At 50.6% G+C, this 21,931-nt stretch carries 21 protein-coding genes and 1 pseudogene; 10 read left to right on the forward strand and 12 right to left on the reverse strand.

Annotated features, from left to right (window positions below; translation table 11 throughout):
* Positions 1-175 precede the first annotated feature (175 nt).
* Both AC0VZ8_RS26465 and gdhA read left to right on the forward strand, forming a co-directional pair.
* On the forward strand, positions 176-1,012 hold the full coding sequence (locus AC0VZ8_RS26465) for a YitT family protein (protein ID WP_071217942.1): 837 nt from the start codon (positions 176-178) through the stop codon (positions 1,010-1,012).
* Positions 1,013-1,529: 517 nt separating this feature from the next.
* Positions 1,530-2,909 (forward strand): NADP-specific glutamate dehydrogenase, encoded by a 1,380-nt coding sequence (gdhA, locus tag AC0VZ8_RS26470; protein ID WP_071217941.1) that lies wholly within the window; start codon positions 1,530-1,532, stop codon positions 2,907-2,909.
* Between the two features lie 49 nt (positions 2,910-2,958).
* On the opposite strand, the gene AC0VZ8_RS26475 is transcribed toward gdhA, so the two are convergent.
* Positions 2,959-3,942 (reverse strand): diaminopimelate dehydrogenase, encoded by a 984-nt coding sequence (locus tag AC0VZ8_RS26475; protein ID WP_071217940.1) that lies wholly within the window; start codon positions 3,940-3,942, stop codon positions 2,959-2,961.
* A 150-nt stretch (positions 3,943-4,092) separates the two neighbouring features.
* Positions 4,093-5,155: pseudogene (locus tag AC0VZ8_RS26480) on the reverse strand (suppressor of fused domain protein).
* 173 nt (positions 5,156-5,328) lie between these two features.
* Here AC0VZ8_RS26480 and AC0VZ8_RS26485 point away from each other — a divergent pair.
* Entirely contained in the window at positions 5,329-6,060 is a 732-nt protein-coding gene (locus AC0VZ8_RS26485; RefSeq protein ID WP_475484966.1) for an MORN repeat-containing protein, read from the forward strand.
* Positions 6,061-6,241: 181 nt separating this feature from the next.
* Here the strand turns inward: AC0VZ8_RS26485 and AC0VZ8_RS26490 are convergent, their stop codons facing one another.
* Together AC0VZ8_RS26490 and AC0VZ8_RS26495 are read right to left on the reverse strand one after the other, a co-directional pair.
* Positions 6,242-6,691 (reverse strand): YdeI/OmpD-associated family protein, encoded by a 450-nt coding sequence (locus AC0VZ8_RS26490; RefSeq protein ID WP_475484967.1) that lies wholly within the window; start codon positions 6,689-6,691, stop codon positions 6,242-6,244.
* A 51-nt stretch (positions 6,692-6,742) separates the two neighbouring features.
* Positions 6,743-7,504, reverse strand: a complete 762-nt coding sequence (locus AC0VZ8_RS26495) for an SDR family NAD(P)-dependent oxidoreductase (protein ID WP_071217937.1) — start codon at positions 7,502-7,504, stop codon at positions 6,743-6,745.
* Between the two features lie 226 nt (positions 7,505-7,730).
* Between AC0VZ8_RS26495 and AC0VZ8_RS26500 the strand changes: the two genes are divergently transcribed.
* Both AC0VZ8_RS26500 and AC0VZ8_RS26505 read left to right on the forward strand, forming a co-directional pair.
* The gene (locus AC0VZ8_RS26500) at positions 7,731-8,828 is read left to right on the forward strand and encodes a DUF3626 domain-containing protein (protein ID WP_475484968.1); all 1,098 of its coding nucleotides are present in this window, start codon (positions 7,731-7,733) and stop codon (positions 8,826-8,828) included.
* Between the two features lie 152 nt (positions 8,829-8,980).
* A complete protein-coding gene (locus tag AC0VZ8_RS26505; RefSeq protein ID WP_475484969.1) occupies positions 8,981-9,835 on the forward strand; it encodes an AraC family transcriptional regulator in 855 nt (284 codons plus the stop codon).
* Between the two features lie 135 nt (positions 9,836-9,970).
* Here the strand turns inward: AC0VZ8_RS26505 and AC0VZ8_RS26510 are convergent, their stop codons facing one another.
* A complete protein-coding gene (locus tag AC0VZ8_RS26510) occupies positions 9,971-10,462 on the reverse strand; it encodes a GyrI-like domain-containing protein (RefSeq protein ID WP_475484970.1) in 492 nt (163 codons plus the stop codon).
* A 94-nt stretch (positions 10,463-10,556) separates the two neighbouring features.
* Between AC0VZ8_RS26510 and AC0VZ8_RS26515 the strand changes: the two genes are divergently transcribed.
* Positions 10,557-11,249, forward strand: coding sequence for an HTH domain-containing protein (locus AC0VZ8_RS26515; RefSeq protein ID WP_475484971.1), 693 nt, complete (start codon positions 10,557-10,559; stop codon positions 11,247-11,249).
* A gap of 118 nt (positions 11,250-11,367) precedes the next feature.
* On the opposite strand, the gene fabV is transcribed toward AC0VZ8_RS26515, so the two are convergent.
* Both fabV and AC0VZ8_RS26525 read right to left on the reverse strand, forming a co-directional pair.
* The gene (gene fabV / locus AC0VZ8_RS26520) at positions 11,368-12,558 is read right to left on the reverse strand and encodes an enoyl-ACP reductase FabV (protein ID WP_475484972.1); all 1,191 of its coding nucleotides are present in this window, start codon (positions 12,556-12,558) and stop codon (positions 11,368-11,370) included.
* A 224-nt stretch (positions 12,559-12,782) separates the two neighbouring features.
* On the reverse strand, positions 12,783-13,532 hold the full coding sequence (locus tag AC0VZ8_RS26525; protein WP_071217931.1) for an SDR family NAD(P)-dependent oxidoreductase: 750 nt from the start codon (positions 13,530-13,532) through the stop codon (positions 12,783-12,785).
* A gap of 144 nt (positions 13,533-13,676) precedes the next feature.
* On the opposite strand from AC0VZ8_RS26525, the gene AC0VZ8_RS26530 reads away from it, so the two are divergent.
* Positions 13,677-14,576, forward strand: a complete 900-nt coding sequence (locus AC0VZ8_RS26530; RefSeq protein WP_071217930.1) for a LysR family transcriptional regulator — start codon at positions 13,677-13,679, stop codon at positions 14,574-14,576.
* Positions 14,577-14,672: 96 nt separating this feature from the next.
* Here AC0VZ8_RS26530 and AC0VZ8_RS26535 read toward each other — a convergent pair whose 3' ends face one another.
* The gene (locus AC0VZ8_RS26535; RefSeq protein WP_475484973.1) at positions 14,673-15,437 is read right to left on the reverse strand and encodes an exodeoxyribonuclease III; all 765 of its coding nucleotides are present in this window, start codon (positions 15,435-15,437) and stop codon (positions 14,673-14,675) included.
* A 251-nt stretch (positions 15,438-15,688) separates the two neighbouring features.
* Between AC0VZ8_RS26535 and AC0VZ8_RS26540 the strand changes: the two genes are divergently transcribed.
* Positions 15,689-15,832 (forward strand): hypothetical protein, encoded by a 144-nt coding sequence (locus AC0VZ8_RS26540; protein ID WP_009595787.1) that lies wholly within the window; start codon positions 15,689-15,691, stop codon positions 15,830-15,832.
* A gap of 150 nt (positions 15,833-15,982) precedes the next feature.
* On the opposite strand, the gene AC0VZ8_RS26545 is transcribed toward AC0VZ8_RS26540, so the two are convergent.
* The 3 genes from AC0VZ8_RS26545 to AC0VZ8_RS26555 all read right to left on the reverse strand — a co-directional run bounded on the left by AC0VZ8_RS26545 (position 15,983) and on the right by AC0VZ8_RS26555 (position 18,319).
* Complete coding sequence (locus tag AC0VZ8_RS26545) at positions 15,983-16,357, reverse strand: VOC family protein (protein WP_071217928.1); 375 nt, start codon at positions 16,355-16,357, stop codon at positions 15,983-15,985.
* 94 nt (positions 16,358-16,451) lie between these two features.
* A complete protein-coding gene (locus AC0VZ8_RS26550) occupies positions 16,452-17,246 on the reverse strand; it encodes an RNA polymerase sigma factor (protein ID WP_475484974.1) in 795 nt (264 codons plus the stop codon).
* Between the two features lie 56 nt (positions 17,247-17,302).
* The gene (locus tag AC0VZ8_RS26555; RefSeq protein WP_475484975.1) at positions 17,303-18,319 is read right to left on the reverse strand and encodes an iron-hydroxamate ABC transporter substrate-binding protein; all 1,017 of its coding nucleotides are present in this window, start codon (positions 18,317-18,319) and stop codon (positions 17,303-17,305) included.
* 151 nt (positions 18,320-18,470) lie between these two features.
* Here AC0VZ8_RS26555 and AC0VZ8_RS26560 point away from each other — a divergent pair, with 151 nt between their 5' ends.
* Complete coding sequence (locus AC0VZ8_RS26560) at positions 18,471-19,511, forward strand: FecCD family ABC transporter permease (RefSeq protein ID WP_475487767.1); 1,041 nt, start codon at positions 18,471-18,473, stop codon at positions 19,509-19,511.
* Between the two features lie 2 nt (positions 19,512-19,513).
* Complete coding sequence (locus AC0VZ8_RS26565) at positions 19,514-20,518, forward strand: FecCD family ABC transporter permease (RefSeq protein WP_260068097.1); 1,005 nt, start codon at positions 19,514-19,516, stop codon at positions 20,516-20,518.
* Positions 20,519-20,737: 219 nt separating this feature from the next.
* On the opposite strand, the gene AC0VZ8_RS26570 is transcribed toward AC0VZ8_RS26565, so the two are convergent.
* Positions 20,738-21,787, reverse strand: a complete 1,050-nt coding sequence (locus AC0VZ8_RS26570; RefSeq protein ID WP_475484976.1) for a 2,3-butanediol dehydrogenase — start codon at positions 21,785-21,787, stop codon at positions 20,738-20,740.
* Positions 21,788-21,931 lie beyond the last annotated feature (144 nt).

Genomic DNA, 21,931 nt, shown 5'->3' on the forward strand with positions numbered 1-21,931 from the left:
TCCGTCGTCACCTACGCTCAGTGAATTAAAATCATTTACATTCCATGTAATGATTATTATAATGAGAGTATCAAAAGAGCTGCGCAACCTGTGTTTGCATAAAGCGATTAAAGGATGATTTTTTCCTTTAGTCGCTTTTTTTGTGAGCTTGTTGAAAGTCATGGAGGTATATCGTATGAAAAAAAGAGCGTTTGATATGATCATGCTGCTTATCGGGGCATTTATTTTTGCGCTGGCCGTCAATTTATTCGTCATTCCCAACGATTTTGGCGAAGGCGGCGTCACCGGGATATCGATTATTCTGTTTTATGTGCTGAAATGGTCCCCGGCGCTGGTCGGCATAGTGATTAACGGAATTTTGCTGATTGTCGGCTATAAGCTTCTGGATAAAAAAACGACCGTCTATACCATTATCGTTGTTGCCTTTCACTCCCTGTTCCTGCACTTGACGGAGAACTGGCACATCGCTTCAGATGAGCCGGTGATCAATGCCATCTTCGCCGGACTGTTTGCCGGCGTCGGGATTGGACTTATCGTCCGGGTTGGCGGCACTACGGCAGGTACGGTGATATTGGCCCGTCTGGCTAATAAATATTGGGATTGGAATATCAGTTATGCCCTGCTGTTCTTTGACCTGATCGTGGCCGGACTGTCCGTCTTTGTAATCGGGATCGAGAAGGTGATGTTCACCGTGGTCATCCTCTATATTGGCACCAAGGCGATGGAGTTCATTATCGAGGGCTTGAATCCCAAAAAGGCCGTTACCATCATCTCGACTCATCATGACCGCATCGCGATTCGGGTTACGGAGATTATGGACCGCGGGGTGACCGTACTTCGGGGTTATGGATATTACACCGGTCAGACCAAAGATGTGCTCTACATCGTCATCAGTAAACAGGAAGTTTCCATGCTCAAAAAAATCGTCCGTGCGGAGGATAAAAATGCCTTTGTCACGATTCACGACGTACGCGACGTGTTTGGCGAAGGATTTATCGATATTTCGAAATAAAGCCGGACTTATCCTTATATGAATAAGAAGAAGATCGAAACAGCCGTTTGGGCATGTTTCGATCTTTTTTTATTATGCCGTCAAGGCACTTATTGCCAAAATAAACATCGCTGCAAAAAGCTTTTTCATGCCTTTAATCGCTGTAATTACATTCCAATTTTTCCATATAGTCAGACGTGAAACATGCCGAAAAAATTGAAGGCAAAGTTCCTTTTATTTGTATTTTTCCATGACAAATTCGGATCATTTTTTGCATTTTCGCTACACGAAACATGGGGTTATGGCTTATTAACTTACACCAAATGACAACTTTATAGAAATATTTAATGAGTTTGCAAAAAACATTTTATTGGTAATACGAGGCAAGATTCTATAAAATTCTTTTTAACTTAAAAATGCTGAGTGCAAACTTTTAATGTTTTAGTACAAATTGTCCGAGACAGGCTTTCTTTTCCAGCAAAACCGACGATTTATCACGCAATTCTACTTTAACGATTTGAAGGAGTGCATCGCAAAAGTGACTACGAATATTTCTGTTTCTTCACCCCTTAATGCCGCGAAAGACTATGTGGAATCCATCTATAACCAAGTGGTGGCCCGGGATCCGCACGAGAAAGAATTTCATCAAGCCGTCCGGGAATTTGTCGATTCCCTCGTCCCTGTTTTAGCCCAGCATCCGAAATATCGGGAACACGGTATTCTGGAACGCCTTGTCGAGCCTGAACGAATGATCACCTTCCGTATACCATGGGTGGATGATCAAGGCAAAACCCAAGTAAACCGCGGGTTCCGCGTCCAGTTTAACAGCGCGCTGGGTCCGTACAAAGGCGGCATCCGGTTCCATCCTTCGGTTTATGCCGGCATCGTCAAATTCCTTGGCTTTGAACAAATCTTCAAAAATGCGCTCACAGGCCAGCCCATCGGCGGCGGCAAGGGCGGCTCGGATTTCGATCCAAAAGGCAAATCCGATCAGGAAGTCATGCGTTTTACCCAGAGCTTCATGACCGAGCTCTACCGCCATATCGGACCTGATTCCGATGTGCCTGCCGGCGATATCGGTGTCGGCGCTCGCGAGATCGGTTATATGTTCGGCCAATACAAGCGTATCCGCGGAGGACATGAGGCCGGCGTGCTGACAGGCAAAGGCGTCATCTATGGCGGAAGCCTGGCACGTACGGAAGCAACCGGTTACGGCTGCGTCTACTTCGTACAGGAGATGCTGGCTTCGCAGGGCCTTAGCTTCAAAGACAGCCGCGTCGTGGTGTCCGGCTCGGGCAACGTCTCCATCTATGCGATTGAAAAAGCACAGCAGCTCGGTGCGCACGTCATCGCCTGCAGTGATTCCAACGGATACCTGTATGATCCGGACGGAATTAACCTCGAGACCGTCAAACTGCTCAAGGAACGGGATCGCCTGCGGATCAGCGAATACGTCAAGATTCACCCGCATGCCGAGTATACCGAAGGCTGCACGGGCATCTGGAACATTCCATGCGACATCGCGCTTCCATGCGCCACGCAGAACGAGCTGGATGAAGAAGCAGCGAAGACACTCATCATGAACGGCGTAAAAGCCATCGGTGAGGGAGCCAATATGCCTTCCACGCTGGAAGCGATTGAGCAGTTCATCAGCAGCGGCGTGCTGTTCGGACCGGCTAAAGCCGCCAATGCAGGCGGGGTTGCCGTATCCGCGCTGGAGATGAGCCAGAACAGCATGAGAATGTCATGGACCTTTGAAGAGGTGGATGCAAAGCTCCATCAGATCATGAAAAACATCTACAGCAGTGCCGTAGATGCTGCAGAAGAATATGGCGTAGCCGGCAATCTTGTGGCTGGTGCCAACATCGCAGGTTTTATTAAAGTAGCTGATGCCATGATCGCACAAGGTATCGTATAAATAAGAACAAAAAAAGCCCTGCCGCATATGCGGCAGGGCTTTTTGCAGCTTATAGAAGCTCGCTGCGGAGCTCTTCAGCCGATTTTGGAGATAAGTATCCCAGCGGGATATCAAACACCGTCTTGGCGCCTTGCTGTCCCTCTCTGCTCAAACGATGGGCAGCTCTTGCATAAGATACCAGCACACTGGCCGTAAATTCCGGATTGCTGTCAAGCTTCAGGCCAAATTCAACAATTTGTTTATTACCGCTTCCGGTTACGCCGCTGCGAATGACAAATCCGCCATGAGGCATGCCTGCATGCTCAGCTTCAAGCTCTTCTTGCGTAATGAAAGTTACGGTTGTATCGTAATCGGAAAAATAGTTAGGCATCGACACAATCGTTTGACGGATTTGCTCTTGGTCCGCGCCTTCTTCCGCTACGACGAAGCAATCTCTCCGGTGCTTCTCGCGTGTGGCAAGCTCCGGTGTTTCACCAGAACGGATTTGGTTGATAACCTCTTCTACTGGAACCGTGTATTGAACGCCCGCCTTTACCCCGGGAACACGACGGATGGCATCCGAGTGGCCCTGGCTCACGCCTTTGCCCCAGAAGGTATAATCCTTACCTTCCGGCAAAATCGCTTCGGCAAGCAGACGATTCATGGAGAACAAGCCCGGATCCCAGCCTGTCGAAATGACGCTGACATGGCCTCCGCCCATCGCCGCTTTGTTGACTTCCTCGAAAAACTCAGGGATTTTCGCGTGTGTGTCAAAGCTGTCTACCGTATTGAACATGCTGGCAAGCTGCGGTGTTTGCTCAGGCAAATCCGTAGCCGAACCGCCGCACAGAATCATAACGTCAATCTTGCCGATATATTGCTCTGCCGCTGATATATGCTCGAAGCGAGCACCGGAATTGGCCGGCATTTGCTGCGGGTCTCTGCGCGTGAAGATGGCTACCAGCTCCAGATCCGGATTTTGCCCGATGGCTTTCTGTACGCCTTTGCCCAAATTTCCATAACCTACGATCCCTACTTTAATAGATGTTTTCAATGTAATCCTCCCTTTGTCAGAACCATTTCCTGTAGCAAGATGTTTATGTACCGCTTTAAAGTATAAGTATATAGACATCACTCAAATTGTAAACTATTTTATATGGACAGGAAATTGTTTCTATCTGTGTTATTCTTATTTTCCACCGTACTATCCGATAACTTGTACAACATTTCCTTCTTGATCCTTGATTTCCGTCTTCAGGACTTCAATCCGAATTCCTTGCAAGCCAGAAAAGCTCGAAGGTGCTGACCTGCGGCAGCAATCGGCTTGAAAATTCACCCGCGGTCCGATCGTCCAAAACAAGGGTAACATCTCCATCCTCTGCAGTCCAGCGGCTCTCTTCCCCCGGCTCAAATACGACCCGAACATCCGAGCCTACAAGGCTCAGTTTGTTATCTTTCAGAATTCGGCCCTGCAGCAGCTTCCCGATAATTTCGGCCTGCTTGGCGCCTATTTGTAAGGTAGCCGGGGTTTTACTTAACCAGCCCTTCTTCCCCGGTTCAAAAGCCAGCTGGCTCACGTAGAGAAATCCGGTGTTCGAGCCCTCTTGTTTTCTCCCCCGATCAACGGCTTCCAAAATCGAAGGCACCTTCAGCAGCGAATCCCGATCCAGATCCGTTATGTACTGCGGCATATACTCCGCACAAGCTTGTAATACGCCAAGCGTATTCCATGTCTGCATCGCCTCGAGCTCTTCACGTGTGATGCCAACCATCTGCAGGAATTCTACCCGACCATTCGGCGTATCCATCCCCGGCAGCTCGGGATCCAGGGTGAAGGCGAGTGCGGTCAATTGCGTATCGGCTCCCAGGCAGATCGGCCCATTGGCATCCAAATAATCCCCCGAGCGAAAAACATTCCCGCTGTTAAACACGTATCTCCCCATGTTCTGAAGCAGATTTAGCGCCCACGCCGGCGGCTCTTCCTCGTCCTCCCGCTTAGCCAGCCTGAACGTCAATTCGAATCCGTAACCGCTCTCCTCCGGATTGTCCGACTCCTTGTCATACAGCTCGCTAAAGCCATAAGTGACCATATGCCAATGGGGAAAAGGGGCATTCGACGTATAAGCGCTGATTCCATTCAGCGGATCGGGTCCTCCAAGAGCATAAGGAATTAGGGCTCCGTAATGTTTCGGCTCCTGCTCCCCGTACAGCTTCAACAGCTGCTCGTCAATTGCGTCCCAGCCTGCGGCGTTTTCTTCATGTGTCATATCCTGTTCCCTCCCGTTATCCTGTGCATCCAAAAATATAACCATATCCGAGTAGGCCCAATCATTCAAGTCACCATCCTCTTCCGCTTCATTATATAGGACGTATAGAGGAATGAAGAAGTAACCAGCGAAGTATATAATAGAACCATCTCAACAAAGGAGCCTACATGTTCATGAAAAAAATAACGGCATTATCCGTAACCTTAACACTTTCAGCTTCGCTTATGGCCTCTTCATTAGCCTCGCTGCCGGTTTCCGTCGATGCGGCCTCCGGCAAGGAATGGATACAGATCTCCGAACGGACATCCTATTACGGTGAAGCAGCCAACGGCCAGCCCAATGGTCGCGGAACGATCAAGTGGGGAAATGGCAAACAATATTCCGGCGAATTCATTAACGGGAAGCGCACCGGAAACGGTAAGTACATTAACGAATACCAAGAAGACGGTGAATCGCATAAGGTGGTATACACCGGCCGCTGGAACAACGACAAAATGGATGGCGAAGGCATCCTGACGCATAAGGTGACATTGCCTGACGGGTCCGTTCGATGGAATCAGATCCAGAAAGGGACATTCCAGGCAGGCGTCTTCCAAAGCGGATACGATGTCATTCATGCCGTCGCGGATCCCGACTACAGCTTTACCTACAAGAAAGGCAAGGAAGCGCTCGAAATCATGGGTTTCAATCAAAACATGAAGCAAGCCTGGGCCGCCGGAAAGATGTTCAGCGTTCATTACAAAAACGGCAACATCAACAAAAAATCTTCGATCTTCCCTGCCAACTCGGCGGCTGAACAGCGTAAAAATGACGCCGCGATTCGTTATTTCAAGAGCATTCAAAGCAAAGTGAATCCTCACCTGGAACAATTTGAAGCATTGTCCAAGCAGGTTCCGTTAAAATAACCCAGCCCCATACAACCGTCAAAGAACCCGGTAACTTGCCAATAGCAAGACCGGGTTCTTCTATTAACAAAGGATATTAATCATGAATATCTATGACGCAGGACCCTTGAGGGCAAACTGCAACGTATAATGATCCGGCATCTCGACCAGAATGATATCCCCCATTAATTCGGCAATATCTCTACTGTGAGCGTCCCTCGTTCAGCATCGTGATGGTCTTATCGATTCGCCGCTGCCGGGTTTCCATCGTCTTGGCCCCCTCGATCGACAGCACCAAGCGGCGTTTATTACTGTAGGACAAACCATCGAAGTATTGTCGTGCCACCGGGTTTTGATCCAGAGTCGCGGAAAAATCATCGGGTACCGTGATCTCGCGCGGCTCGGTATCAAGCTCAATCTGAACGGTCACTTCGTCACCCGCCGCAACTCCCGCTGCTTGCCGGTTCTCTGCGCTAAGCGGCAGCATGAATACGCCTCCCATAGGGGCGATGGTACTGCGATAGGTATGCTTGCCGATGGTGACCGTAACTTGGGGTTTTTTGCCGGAACCGAGGCCTTCCACCACTTCATCCGGCACCTGAAACCCTGTTGCCGTCTTACTGCCTAGCACTATTTTCGTTCGAAATTCCATTTCTGTATCCTCCAGTTAAAAATCATGGGTTACATCTACACCAACGCAGCTTTATTGTGCCGTCCAGCCGCCATCCACAAGCAGCAAAGTGCCAGTAACGAGATCAGCTGCCGGGGAGGCGAGATAAATAACGGCTCCGGCCACATCGCCTATGGTGCCGATCCGCCCTGCCGGGATCCGTGCCAGGACGCCGTCACGAAAATCAGGGGAGTCCAAACGCTCGGCTGTTCCCGGCGTATGGATGAACGTAGGGCCGACGGCATTAATGTTCACGCCACGGCTGGACCACTCCAGCGCCAGCACCTTCGTCAGCTGATTTACGCCGCCTTTGGAGGCGCAATAGGCTGCCCCTTCCGTAATCCCAACGACACTCACCTGGGAGCTGACGTTAATGATTTTTCCGACCCCCTGCTCAAGCATGATACGGCCAGCGGCCTGACAGCAGAAAAATACGCCCTTCAAATTCACGTCCATCATCTCATCCCAATAATCCTCCGTGATGTCTTCCGCCAGCACCCCCTCTCCCAGACCCGCGTTATTGACCACGATATCGAGCCGGCCGAAATCCTTGGCTACCTGACCAAATACAGATCGGATCTGCTCCACATTCCGGACGTCCAGCTCATAGGCCTTGGCCTGACCTCCTGCCTGAGAGATTTCCTCAACCAATGGATGGAGCAGGTCCGTGCTTCGTGCCATGACGGCAACCTTGGCCCCTGCCGCTGCCAACGCTTGGGCTAGTCCATAACCGATGCCTTTGCTGGCCCCCGTCACAATTGCGATCTTATCCTGTATGCTGAAATTAGGCTGCATATATAATACCTCCATCTCTTATATCCATTCATGTTAGTTTCATTAAAGCATGATGGCTGGTCAGCAGCAATCTTTGCCCGTCCCCCTTCTCTATAAATTCATCCCGTTAAGTACTAAGAATACGTTCATTTGCAGCAGCAATAGAGGAATCACAGCCCGTGGACTAGAAATGATGAGGATCAATGCGATCGTTGTTTAGTATGGAGAGTATGGAGGAAATCCAAGTATGAACGAACAGTTATCTGAAGCGCAGCAACAAGCGATTCTTCATGTCGAATCAACAGCGGCGGGCCAGCGAAGGGCCGCCTTGAAAATGACGGAGCACATCTTGCGGAAGCATGGAAAAGATTCCGTAACGGTCGGCTCACTGTTAACCCATATCGAAAAATCTGCCCGCGTCACGTTGAATTTCCATCCGGATCGGATACTGCCCGCCGGACACGCTGTCATCGAATCCCTCTTGGCAGAAGGCATATATCATAACCAGTTCACCACGAGCGTGACCAATGGAAGCAAGACCGCTTATCCGGGCGGTGACCGCGACCAATGGGAACGGCTCCTGTTTGGCGGAGCCTACCAGCAGCCCGGTGTGCGTAACGACGAGCGGCCGAAATACGGAGGACTTAATCTTATGAATTATGCCGATGGTGCGTCTCCCCGCTTTGGCTCCTGTTTGTTGGTGCTGTCCCCTAACGTATTGAACCGCTGTACCTTCACGTTCGGAGACAGTCATGCAGGTCCCGAGTATGTAGGCACGCTCCGTCGGTGGGATTCCATTCTCGCTGCACTCTTGCATCAAGTTGAGTCCACTGGCTCGGCCCTGGGTTCCCCGAATGTGGACATTCCATCCATGCTGGAACGGCTTCTTCATCTGCCTTCATCGTATATCGGTTCTTCCGTGCCTGTCGGTCGTTCCTTGGATGATTATATTGAAGCGCAGATCCATGGCGTCATCGACTTGTCCAGCGATGTGGAGGCCCTGGTAGCCGATCCTTCCTATAGGAACACCCCAATTGGACATTTGCTTCATGCTTTATGTGAACGGTATAACCTCACCTTGTCCTGGCATCCCGGCTTCTGCCTTGCTGTACGGGATGTTCCGGATGATTTTCGGGGACCCGCCATGCCGCCGCTCGCCAAGCGGATCGATCAACGGTTTGGAGGCTCGCTGGGCATGCTGGATGCAGCCATTATCGGCAAAGCGGCTGCCCAACTGCACCATGATTCAAGCGAATGGAGCGATTGGGGAACATATGATGAAACCTTCCAGCATCTCAAACAGCTGTGGCATGTGCTCGTAAAGTATGGACATTCGTATCCGTAGACGCCAAACCGCTAAGCTGTATTTTTTGCCTAGTAGCTGCATTGGAATGATGGTTTGATTTAGATAACCGGGCTAGCGGAATCCGTTCAGCAACGGCTAGGCCTAGCAAACGCAGCTTCTTATATATTGATCTTAGAAAGGATGATGACCGGATGGATTGGGTAAAGCGGATGAATGAGGCCATAGGCTATATAGAAGAGCACATAACCGAGGAGATCGATTACGCTGAAGCTGCTCAGATCGCATGCTGCTCCGTTTATCATTTTCAACGCATGTTTCCGTTCATTACGGATGTGTCGCTGTCCGAATACATACGGAGACGCCGGCTGACACTGGCCGCTTACGAGCTTCAAAACAGCGATATCAAAGTAATTGATCTGGCGCTTAAATATGGTTATGATTCCCCGGAGGCGTTCGCGCGTGCGTTCCAGAACATGCATGGCACAACGCCGACGGCTGCACGCCAGACCGGCACCAAACTGAAGGCCTATCCCCGCATCTCCTTTCAATTCTCAATGCGAGGGGCTGCCGAAATGAATTACAGAATCGAAGAAATGAAGGAGTTTTCCGTTGTCGGTTTCAAGGAGCAGGTAAGCACGCAGCGTGCTTATGAAGACGTTCCCCGCCTCTGGATGGAGGGGCAGGAGAAGGGCATTTTCGAGAAACTATGGAACTATCGTGTGCAGGACCATCCGATCCGCGGAATACTCGGTGTTTGTGCAGACGGTGACTATGGGAAGAATGAGGATTTTGACTACATCATGTCCGTCGTATCCACGGATACGCCTCAGGAACCGATGGTACAGCGACATTTCCCTGCCGCCACTTGGGCCGTATTCGAGCTGGAAGGAGATCCAAGCGGCATTGCAGAGATGTGGAAACGTCTTTATACGGAGTGGATACCATCCCAAACTTATGATCTCGCGCCGCTTCCCGCCATCGAATGCTATCTTCCTCCGGACGAGTATAAGAACGAGTTATGGATTCCCGTGATTAGAAAGGCTTAATACAACTCCGCAGTAACGACGTATTTTTTGCTCACCGCTACGAAGATCTATATCGTGCGGTGAGCACTCCATCATTTTTCCCCGCCTATATGAAACAAGCCCAGCGTCCCCAATCCTTCGAGGACTTTCCTGTTCTCATATTTGAACAGGAATCATGATGATAAATTCGGGGTCATCCGCATAGGGATCCTGACTCATCGGATATTTTTCGAAATGCGTTAAATGGTCCGGGTTATATTCCGAGTAACCTTGTTCTTTGATCCAGGCATAGATATTGTTATAGGACTGATCGATGCGCTGCTCTTTCCGATGAGTACAAGTGGCATAGGTTAATGCGGGAACGGATATCGTAACCATCCCCTCCGGCACTTCGTCGATCCGTTCCACTTCCACGACCGCGTAGTGAATAAATCCGTCACCACCGGGAAGAGCGTGATAAGATAGCCCCAGCAGCGTGTCGGTATGCAAGGCATAGGGTATCTCCGCGAGCCGTTCTTGCATCAACCGATGCACTGCACGTATCCCGCCTGCACCCGCCTCGGCAAATGTGCCTTCCCACTTCAATCCTATCGCCTGAAAAGCTTCCTTAGTCGTAACCGCTGCTTCGTTTCGTTGATCGATTGTCATCAGTAAATGCTCCTTTATCCTGTATTTGGTTTCATTATATACTTGAACTATGCCAGAAACTGTCACAGTATAAAAAAATCACAGGAGCGATAACATGCCCAAAACCGAACGCATCCTTAAGGTCATGCAGCGGGTGTATGAACGGCAAAACTTCACTGTTGGCGAATTAGCCGAAGAATTCTCGGTATCGTACCGTACGATGCTCCGCTATCTTCATGAGCTGTCTCGTTTAGGTGTCCCTTTATACGCCAATGAGGGGAAAAACGGCGGCTACTCCATTCTGACATCGCGGCAAAAGCGAGAACGATCCGCACAGACGAATGAATCTATTCAGCGGATCATCAAACCGCAAACGCTGATCGTCGGTCTGGAGATGAAGCTTCCTTTTACGGCCTATTATATGTCCCAAGCCCTCAAGCCAAAGCTCTGGCAGGAACTCCAGGACCGTATGGAGGAAATTCCATATATCCGCAAGAAAACGTCGAAGCCCTTGTATATTGCCGCTGTTTTGAATCGACAGCAGATCTATCACTATGTAGCCGGAATCGAGGTAACGACGATTCGTGATACGCCGGAGCGGATGGTGGGTTTAACCCTGCCGACACAGGAATATGCCATGTACATCCATGAGGGGCATTCCGACCGGGAGGATACCGACCAGTCCTATGCCTATGTTATCCAGCAGTTGAAACAACGTGCCCTTACGCCAAACCCGTCGCTCTACAGCTTGGAGCTGAGAACCTCGGTACATGCCTCTAAGGCCCAAATCTACATACCTATAACCTGAATGAATCAGAGGCTTCCCAAACACATTTGTCACGGAACAATATGAGAATAAAGAATTCGGCCTTGATGATATAAAAAAGAGAGTCCTGGATATGATCCTGGACTCTCGCTTGTACTTATTAAATGGCTTTCGGATTATCGACGACTGGATTAACATCCGCATCGTAATCCACGCCATCGGTTTCAAAGCCGAACAGTTGGAAGAACTCGCGGCGGTAACCGGCAAGGTCAGTCAATTCTTCAATATTTTCGCTTGTTACCTTGCTCCACAATTCGGCTACCTCGGCCTGTACATCCTCGCGAAGCTCCCAATCGTCGATACGGATGCGACCCTTCTCATCCACCGGCGTTTCTTGCCCTTTATAGAGGCGGTCGGAGAATAGACGATAGATCTGCTCGATGCAGCCTTCGTGAAGCCCCTTCTCCTTCATCACTTTGTACAGCGCCGATACGTACAGCGGAACGACCGGGATCGCCGAGCTGGATTGGGTCACTAACGCTTTGCTGACCGTTACATAAGCTCGCCCGCCTCCGGCAGCAAGCTTCTCGTTCAATTTCAGCGCGGTTGCCTCCAGGTGATCCTTGGCTTGTCCAATGGATCCATCCCGGTAGATGGCTTTGGTAATCTCCGAGCCGATGTAGGAGAACGCAATCGTGGTCACATCAGGAGCCAATACGCCGCCTTCCGCCAGCTCATTCATCCATAATTCCCAATCGTCGCCGCCCATCACCTCTACGGTGTTCTTCACTTCCTCTTCCGTGGCCGGCTCAATCGTTACCTCCGTCACTTCACCCGTATGGAAGTTTACCGTCTTGTTGGTATAGGCCGGTCCGATCGGCTTCAATACGGAGCTGACCGTCTCACCCGTGTCAGGCAGCGTACGGCGCGCCGAGGCAACACTGTACACCACGAGATCAACCTGTCCCAGCTCTTTGCGGATAAGCTCAACCGTCTTGGCTTTGGTCTCTTGCGTGAAAGCATCTCCTGTCACGCTGAACGATTTTAAGCTTGCAGCCTCCGCTGCCTTCTCGAATGCGACCGAATTATACCAGCCTGCCGAAGCAGTCCGCTTCTCGGTTGCCTGGCTGGGACGATACACGCCTACCGTATTTGCCCGGGAGCCGAATGCGGCAGCAATTCTGGCCGACAAGCCGTACCCGGTGGAAGCGCCGATAACCAGCACATTGCGCGGGCCCTCGATGCCAGGCTGTTGTAACACATAATCAATCTGCTCCTGCACCTGGGCTTCGCAGCCTACAGGATGGGATGTTGTGCAAATAAATCCGCGTGTTCTAGGTTTAATGATCATATTTATATACCTCTCTTCCAGTAATCGTCGTCTGACACCATATGTATGGTCTTTTAAATTTCCTTTCTATTTTAACTGTTTTTTGCGGAGAGAGGAAATCTTTTGACAGGAAAACCTAGAAAACCTCTCCTTCAAATCATGCTGGCTGCAGCCAGCATCCATTCAAAAGAGAGGTTTTTATTAGCGTATATTGATAATTAGCAATCCATTATGTGACCGTTACATTATTTAAATGAAGCGTAACCTTGGTCAGCCATGACCACGCTGCCTGTAATCGCAGCGGCTTCATCCAGTGACACGAGATACACGGTATCCGCAACAACCTCAGGCTGTGTTAATTCACCGCCCATGACTTTGGCTCTCATGGAATCCAGCATCCCGGAATCCTTATAACCTTGGATAATCGGTGTATCCACTGCTCCAGGAGCAACGGCAACGACGCGAATGCCATATGGTGCCAGTTCAAGCGCAGCGGATTTGCTCATCATGATGACGGCGCCTTTTGTAGCGTGATAAGCAAACGTTCCCGGTGAAGCCAGGAATCCGAATACGGATGCTGTATTGATGATCACGCCTTTAATGCCAAGCTCTTTCATCTTTCTGCCTGCTGCGATAATACCGTAAGCCACCCCGTGCTGATTCACGTTAATGGTGCGATGATAGAGATCCATATTCTGCTCGAGGACCGGTCCAGCCCCGCCAATACCTGCATTGTTGTGCATGACATCGATGCGGCCGTAAAGCTCAACCGCTCTATCCACAAGCGCCTCGACGCTTTCTTGTTTGGAAACATCGACTTGAACGAAAGTGGCTTCGCCGCCTTCTTTTTTGATCAAATCGACCGTCTCTTGACCAGCTGCCTCATTATAATCGGCAACGACGACACGATCGCCTTTTCTTGCAAATTTAAGGGAGACCTGACGACCGATTCCGCTCGCTCCGCCGGTAATTACCGCTACACGTTGTTCTGACATTATCAATGACCTCCTAGGGTATAATAGCGTTATTGTTTGAACATTGTGTGTCCATGTCCTTGTGTTCATTGTAACGCTGCGTTATATTTAAGTAAATTTAAACCTAATTAATATTACTTAACTATAGATTAAGGATGGGGTCATATGAATCTTGAACAACTGGAATATATCGTGGAGACAGCCAAGACAGGATCGTTAACCAAAGCAGCCCAGAATTGCAACGTTACCCTTTCCGCCGTCAGCCAAGCAGTGTCCAGCCTGGAAGCCGAGTTCGGCTTCTCCTTGTTCACCCGATCGCGGCTTGGTGCCGTACCCACAGCCGAGGGCCAGCGAATCCTCCAGAAAGCCTATGCCATTTTGGAACAATTCCAGGAGCTGAAATCAGAAGCCGAAGGATATTCCAACCTGCTGAGCGGATCTTTGCGGATTGCTACGGTTCCGGTCCCCTTAACGCTGTCCATCGATGCCATTATCCAGTTCAAAAAGGACTTCCCCCAGATCAAACTCGAAATTACGGAAAAAGCGACACTTGATATTATTGAGGATATCAAACAAAATCATGCGGATATCGGTTTGATTTTTGTGGATGATTCCACCATTCATCAACACCGCGGACTTCACTTCGGCAAGCTGCTGGAGAGCAAATTCGTGGTGGGGGTAAGCCGTCAATCTCCACTTGCCATGCGGCAATCGATCACGCCCGAAGAACTGCGTAAATATCCCTTGGTTCTCTACAAGGATGACAGTCTGTTCAAGCTGATGGATGTATTCGAGGAGCAGTACGGGGAAATGGATCTGCTCTTCTCAACCAACCAGACAAGGGTCATACAGAAGGTCGTCGAAGAAAATGTAGCGGTCACGGTGGGGGTCGATTTGTCCTTCTCCAGCTTCACACCCGTACCTTCGGGAAACATCGTAACGCTGGAGCTGGAGATGCCCCCCGGCCACACTGCTTCTTCATTCGGATGGGTACAGCCCGGAACACACCATCTGTCGAAGCCGGCCTCGATCTTTCTGGACAAGCTGAAGCATCAGATTGGGTGAACGGAGCCTTTGCTTTCAATATAAAAGCCAACCGGCGTAGGCAAGGCTGTTATCCAGTCCCCTGCTCTTCGGTTGGCTTTTTTTAAAATCTGAATTTTAACGCAATGACTCGCTGAGCGTCAAACTCACCGGGCAATGATCGCTTCCCATCACATGGCAGTCGATCTCGGCATCCTTCAGCTTCTCGGTTAAACGGGCAGACGCCAGAAAATAATCGATGCGCCAGCCGATATTCCGCTCCCTTACCTTGGCCATATAAGACCACCAGCTGTATACGTCCGTACGGTCCGGGTAGAAGTGGCGGAAGGAATCGATGAAGCCCGCTGCCAGCAGATCGGTCATTTTGCCGCGCTCCTCCAGGGTGAAGCCGGAATTGCCATGATTAGACTTGGCATTTTTCAAATCGATTTCCTGATGCGCCACATTCAAGTCGCCGCATACGATCACGGGTTTACGTTCGTCAAGCTGAAGCAAGTAAGCACGGAACCGCTCCTCCCACTCCAGCCGATAATCCAGTCTGCTCAGGTCGCGCTTCGCATTCGGCGTATACACGTTTACGAGATAGAAGTCCTCAAACTCCAGCGTGATCACTCTGCCCTCGGGCTCGCTGTCTTCCTCCAGACCATAGCGAACGGACAATGGGGCGATTTTCGTAAATACCGCCGTTCCCGAGTACCCCTTCTTCTCCGCATAGTTCCAATATTGTTGATATTCCGGCCCTAAATCGAGCTCGATCTGCCCCGCTTGCAGTTTCGTTTCCTGCACGCAAAATATATCGGCATCCACCTGCTGAAAATAATCCATAAATCCCTTCGTTACGCAGGCCCGCAATCCATTGACGTTCCATGACACTAGCTTCATATCGCAACCTCCGTGGTATCCATATCGTTTAAGCGTGTTGAATCTATGAATCTTCTAAATTCTATTATGGTATCATTCACGGCTGAAACGAACAAGCAGCTACGAGCGCTTTCATCATAACTTCATAAACGGAAGATGAGACCCTGCGTGCATAATCCCGAGCCAAATCAGGAACAACATAAACGTTCGCAAAGTACGATCATTCGTACGTTCGCAATCGATGAGAACCCCACATAAGGAGGGAACACAGCATGACAGGCAGAAACAGCAAACCTAAGAACGACGGTCCTTCCAGCAGCCCTGAACGATTGGACCAATACGGTGATAAACTTGCTTCCGAGAATGAGGAAGAGTTTACTTCGGCGGCCGAGGAGCACTGTCGGGATCAGGAATAACGGATTTGATACGACTGTTGATGCACATTCGATAATCACCGCAGCAAAAACACCCATCCATGCCAAGTCGATGAATGGGTGTTTTTCCTAATCGATCGTCTGGGCAAACACGATGCCCGTCGGTTATAGCCATTCTGCTTCTCGCTGTCGTTACTCCGTCACTCCGCAGCGGTTGCCGTCTGGGTCCGTCAGGGAGAAGCCCTTGAACCCGCCAAAATCCTCAATTTCCGTCACGTCGGCTCCCTTGGCAACCAATCGTTGATGAATTTCACTTACATTCGTGGTATGCAGGTTGAAATATTGCCCCACGCCATAATCATTTCTGGGAAAAACCGGCTGCTTCACTTCATAGGACCGCACGAGGCAGAAGGAAACCTTCTCATCATTCATTCGCATGACCACCGCATTCGGTTCATCCGTATGGATCACTTCAAACCCGAGCATATCCGTATACCACGCCGTCGAACGCTTCAGATCACTGACCGGTACAAAGATGCCAACGCCGTACAAAAGGGATTTTTTCAAAAAACCTTCCTCCTCTTTGATTTGCTTATATAGCTGCTGACACATAAGTAACGAAATTTCGGGCTAAAACCAAACAGCGTCCAAATATAATGTTTTATTCCGTAAGTTTCCATACGTTTCCATCCGGATCTTCCATATAAAATGTAAGGGCTCCGCCAACCCGGCTCAATTTGCTTATTCTTATTCGCAGCTTCGTCAATTGGAGATACGAGGTACAAATGGCTTTGGGATCCCTTTTCCGAAAGGCCTCCACAAGCCCATCCAAATCCAGTCCTGCCGCTGTGCCTGCCCGGGATTTCTCTTGCAGCTTAGGTTCCATGCCTGTTTGCTGCAAGCGATGCAGCTTCTTCAGCCTGGTTCGCGCACGTCCGAGCGACACCTGAACCGTCCCTTCCGACATGAAGAGAAAATCAGCCGTCTCCCTGGCCGTGAAATCAAAAACGTCCATCAGCAGCAAAATAACCATCGCCCGTGGAGACAACCGGTCCGCTAAGGCCTCCAAGAGCTCTCTGGTGGACAAGCCGTCATCCTCGGCCGCCCTATCTCCTAACGCATCCTCGGAAACCCTCATTCCGGGCTTATCCTTCTTCAGTCGGTCCTTCCACGCGTTGCTTGCGATGCGATATAAATAGGCATTGGACAGATGTTTTCCAGGATCGGTTTCAACGGCTCGCATCACCTTTATCATGACATCCTGCAGCAGATCCTCCGCTTCCCATGGATCTCCTGAGATTCGCATACAGTATCGGTGCAGCTTCGCCTGCACATTGGATAAGTCCGGCATATACTTCGGCATCATCATTCCCACCTCGCTAACTAGTTCTGCGAGTGCCCACGTTTTCCTGCTGAATGTTTCCGCCGTTCCTGTTCCATATACGCACCCATACAAAAAACCGCCTCCCCACTAATGTGGGAAGACGGCTGATTGGCTCGATCTGACAGCGTTTATTTCACCAAACTCTCCAGCACGTTATCAATGATCTGGCCGTTGGCTATCGTACCGGTATACAGCCAGCTTGTATCTTTTCCATATTCATAGATGTTGCCGTTCTTAACGGCCGGAATATTCGCCCAGAGCGGATCTTGGAGCACTTCAGCCCCTTCGCCGTCGCTGTTAATAAAGAACAGATGATCCGCGTCGAGCTCGGCCAATTTCTCCAGGGAAATGGAGGACCAGTTGCCTGTAGCCGATGCCGAAATTTCCTTCACCACGTCCGGTACCGTAAGTCCCAAGTCGCCATACATAACGGCTCCACTGGACAATGTCTCGCTAACGACGAACAATTTACCGCCGACAAGCCAAATCGCTGCAGCAGATTCACCGCCGATCGATTGCTGGATTTTCTCCTTGGCCTCCTTTGCCTTCTGCTCGTATTGATCGAGCGCCGCTTGCGCTTCCTCTTCCATGCCAAAGATTTCCCCCACTTTCTTCAGCTCTTCGCGCCAATCGTTATTGACCTCATTGCCGATGACGTAGGTTGGAGCAATCTTCTCGTATTGACTGTACTTGTTGCCTTCTACCATGGAAGCCGAGTCCATGATCAATAAATCCGGCTGGAAGCTCGCTACCGCTTCAAAGGGAAGATCATGCTCAATCGTAGGCACATCCTTCAATGAATCCTGCAGATAATCCTGGACGCTTCCGCCTTTGACCGACCACTGCGCGATCGGGGTAATCCCTAGCGCCACCAGGTTATCCTCCAAGTAAGAAGCGATGACCCGTTTCGGCTCGGCTGGAATTTTCACCTCATGGCCCATGGCGTCTTTCAGTGTCCGTTCCGTCTTGGTCTCTGCGCCACCTTCACTTGGCTTGGCTTCGGTGCCGCCGCTCTGCTCGTTTGGCGTTTGCGCCTCCGTTGGCTCGTTCCCGGCTGCGTCCTTGCTATTTCCACAAGCTGCAAGCAGCGTGAAAGCTGCCAAGAGTCCTGCGATTATCCATATTTTTTTCTTGAACCGACTCATTAATCAGGTCCCCTTTATGTATATTTTTTCTGCTTAGATCACTAGCAATCTTGGGATGAAGTGATATAATAATAACCATGATAATGAAATTCATTCTCAATTACAATACTTTCATTTTTATTTTTTTATCAACACGAAGGTTTAGGTGACTATGCAAGCAAATCAGCCCATTAACAAATCAACCGCAAAATCCATTTACCGCCCCAAGACAGCCGCGGCCGTCATTCTGCTGGGGCTTGGTCTGCTGGCTGCCGCTATGGCATCCTCCATTATCTATGGCGCTTCGAACATTAAATTGTCCACCATATGGGAAGCGTTTGTCCGCTTCGATGCCCATTCCACCTCGCACCAGATTATCCAGAGACTGCGCATGCCGAGGGCCCTGGCAGCTGCATTGATCGGCGGTTCCCTGGCGGTTTCCGGAGCCATCATGCAAGGCATGACAAGAAACGCGCTTGCTTCCCCTTCCATTATGGGAGTCACCGCAGGTGCCACTTTCATGATGTCGATTGGGTTTGCCTTTATGGAGTCGCCATCCAACACCGTGCTCATGCTGCTATCTTTTGCCGGTGCGGGCCTTGGGGCCGGACTCGTGCTTCTCATCGGCTCGTTATCCAAACGGGGCCTGACGCCCGTCAAGCTGGCTCTGGCCGGATCTGCCGTAACCGCGCTCCTGAGCTCGATTTCCTCGGCCATTGCCATCCGCTTTAACGTTGCCAAGGATATCAGCTTCTGGTATGCCGGAGGCGTGTCGGGCGTGCAGTGGGTGAACGTGCAGCTTCTGATCCCTGTCGCCATCATTGGGCTGCTCATTGCACTCGCGCTCAGCAGATCCATTACCGTCATGAGCCTGGGCGAAGAGGTCGCTACCGGGATTGGCCAAAAAACAGGAACCGTGAAGTTCCTTGGCACGCTCGTTGTGCTGCTCCTCACGGGCGCAGCGGTCGCTGTGGGCGGAACGATCGGATTCGTGGGGCTTGTCATCCCGCATATTGTTCGCTTCATCGTAGGTCCCGACTATCGGCTGATCATCCCTTGCTCCGCTGTCATGGGAGCACTTCTGCTGGTGTTTGCCGATGTGGGCGCGCGGATGATCAACCCTCCGTTCGAGACGCCTGTTGGCGCAATTACGGCCATGATCGGCGTTCCTTTCTTCCTCTATCTTGCACGTCGGGAAGGGAGGGGGCTGTAGCGATGAATACAACGCGAAAAATCATGTCCGTGTCGATGATCCTGCTGCTGGCCATATTAGCCGTGTTTCTGTTCAGCCTGAATATGGGAACGATGAAAATCCCGCTCGCTGAGGTCATCAAAGCATTCAACGGGACGGGATCTGAGCAAAATTATACCGTTCTGATGCACTTTCGTTTACCCCGCATGGTCATTGCCATCCTGATCGGTGCGGGAATCGCCGTCTCCGGTGCTATTCTGCAGAGTGTTTCGCGGAACGCGCTGGCAGACCCGGGCATCCTAGGCATTAATTCCGGAGCAGGACTGGCCGTTGTGCTGTATATCTTTTATTTCCAAGGCAGCTCGTTCAGCTCCGGCATATGGTCTGTCTATATCATGCCTTTTGCCGCCCTATTCGGTGCATTTCTTGCCGCCTTTCTCATCTATTCGCTGGCCTGGAAGCAAGGCGTAACGCCGATCCGGCTGGTGCTTGTGGGGATTGGCATTAACGCGGCTTTCGGCGCGCTTATTATCGTGTTCCAGCTCATGATGGACCCTAACAATTTCATGCAGGCTACCATCTGGCTGTCCGGAAGCATTTGGGGCGCAAGCTGGGAATATGTCGTTGCGATCCTTCCGTGGATCCTTCTGCTGATTCCCTGGGCGGTGTATAAATCGCAACATTTGAATGTGCTGAACCTTGGGGACCACACGGCAGCGGGACTTGGGGCCACGGTAGAACGCGAGCGAAGAACGCTGCTGTTCATCTCCGTTGCCCTGGCTGGCGCCTGCGTGGCCGTAGGCGGCGGCATCGCGTTTCTTGGACTGGTTGCTCCGCATCTGGCGCGTAAGCTTGTGGGTCCCCGTCATCAGGGAATGCTGCCGGTCTCCGCGCTGCTGGGCTCGCTGGTGTTGCTTGTGGCCGATATGATCGGCAAGAACTTGATGGCCCCTTCCGAAATTCCGGTTGGATTGGTTGTCTCCTGCCTCGGAGCTCCCTACTTTATTTATTTGCTGATCAAGGATTAATTGAATGAGTTTAAAAAAAGACGGCGATCACCTCCCGAATCCATTCGGAGGTAATCGCCGTTGTTTTGTATCATGTGCTAAAGATTGATTGGCGTACATCAGCGAGTGCTATGCACTGCTCTGACTCAGCTCGGAGGCAACCTTTTTATTCCGCAAAACAAAAAGACCGCATTACGCGGTCTTTCATAAGCTGTGCAACTGCGTCACGCAGCGGCTTTATTAGTGAGCACGCACCAGGATCTTCACCTGGTTCTTCTCTTTGAGGAGAGCCTCAAAGCCCCGTTCAATAACCTCATCCAGTTTGATCCGCTGGGTGACCAGCTTATCCGCCGGGAAGAACCCTTTTTCCATCAGGCTAATGACAGCCGGGAATACGTCGCGATAACCGATGATTCCGGTAATATTCCGTTCCTTCATCACAACATCGTTTGGCACGATGGGAGCTGAAGTTTCGAATATGCTGACAATCATAATCTGTCCGCCAATCTTCGTAGAGTTGATCGCTTGATTCAGCACGGGCGGAACACCCGTCACTTCAAATGCAACATCTACCCCGCTGCCGGTACGGCGATGAAGTTCCTTAACCACATCGTAAGCCTTCGGATCAATCACGATGGCACCCAATTCTTCAGCCTTTTGTTTACGCTCAGCCGACAGCTCCACGGCGTAAATCTCGGACGCCCCTGCTGCCTTCAATGCCTCGATAACGAGCAGACCGATCGGCCCCGCACCGAATACAACTGCCCGATCCCCTGCCTTCAGCTGGCTTTGGCGTACGGCATACAAAGCAACTGCCGAAGGCTCTACCAAAGCCCCTTGTTCATAGGAGACGCTATCCGGAATTTTATGAACCATATGCTCATCCGCGGCGACATATTCGGAGAATCCGCCGCCACCGCCGGCAAGGCCAAAAAAACCCATTTCGTCGCACAGATTGTATTTTCCTTGTTTGCATGCTGCGCATTTTCCGCATGCAAATACAGGCTCAACAACCACGCGGTCACCAGCCTTGAATTTCGTAACGCCTTCGCCAACCTCTACCACCTGGCCGGAAAACTCATGGCCCATAACCACCGGAGCCTGTTCTCCAGTAAGGGTGTGAGGCGTATTCTCAGGTATAAATATAGGCCCGGCTACGTATTCGTGGAGATCGCTACCACAAATCCCGCACCATTCAACCTTGATTTTCACTTTTCCACTCGTAACTTGCGGCTCCGCAATGGTCTCCAAACGCAGATCCTTTACTCCATGCCAGCGCAATGCTTGCATTGTCTTCATCTCCTTATAGGTTCGAAAAAATAAATACAAAATAGGAAACGTTTCCGAAATCAAATATGTCACAGTTTTGACAATCTGTCAAACACGATGGACCAGAATGTATAAAAAGTCATGGACAACTGGTGATCAGGGTTC

Source organism: Paenibacillus sp. QJM3NY_38 (assembly GCF_056173265.1).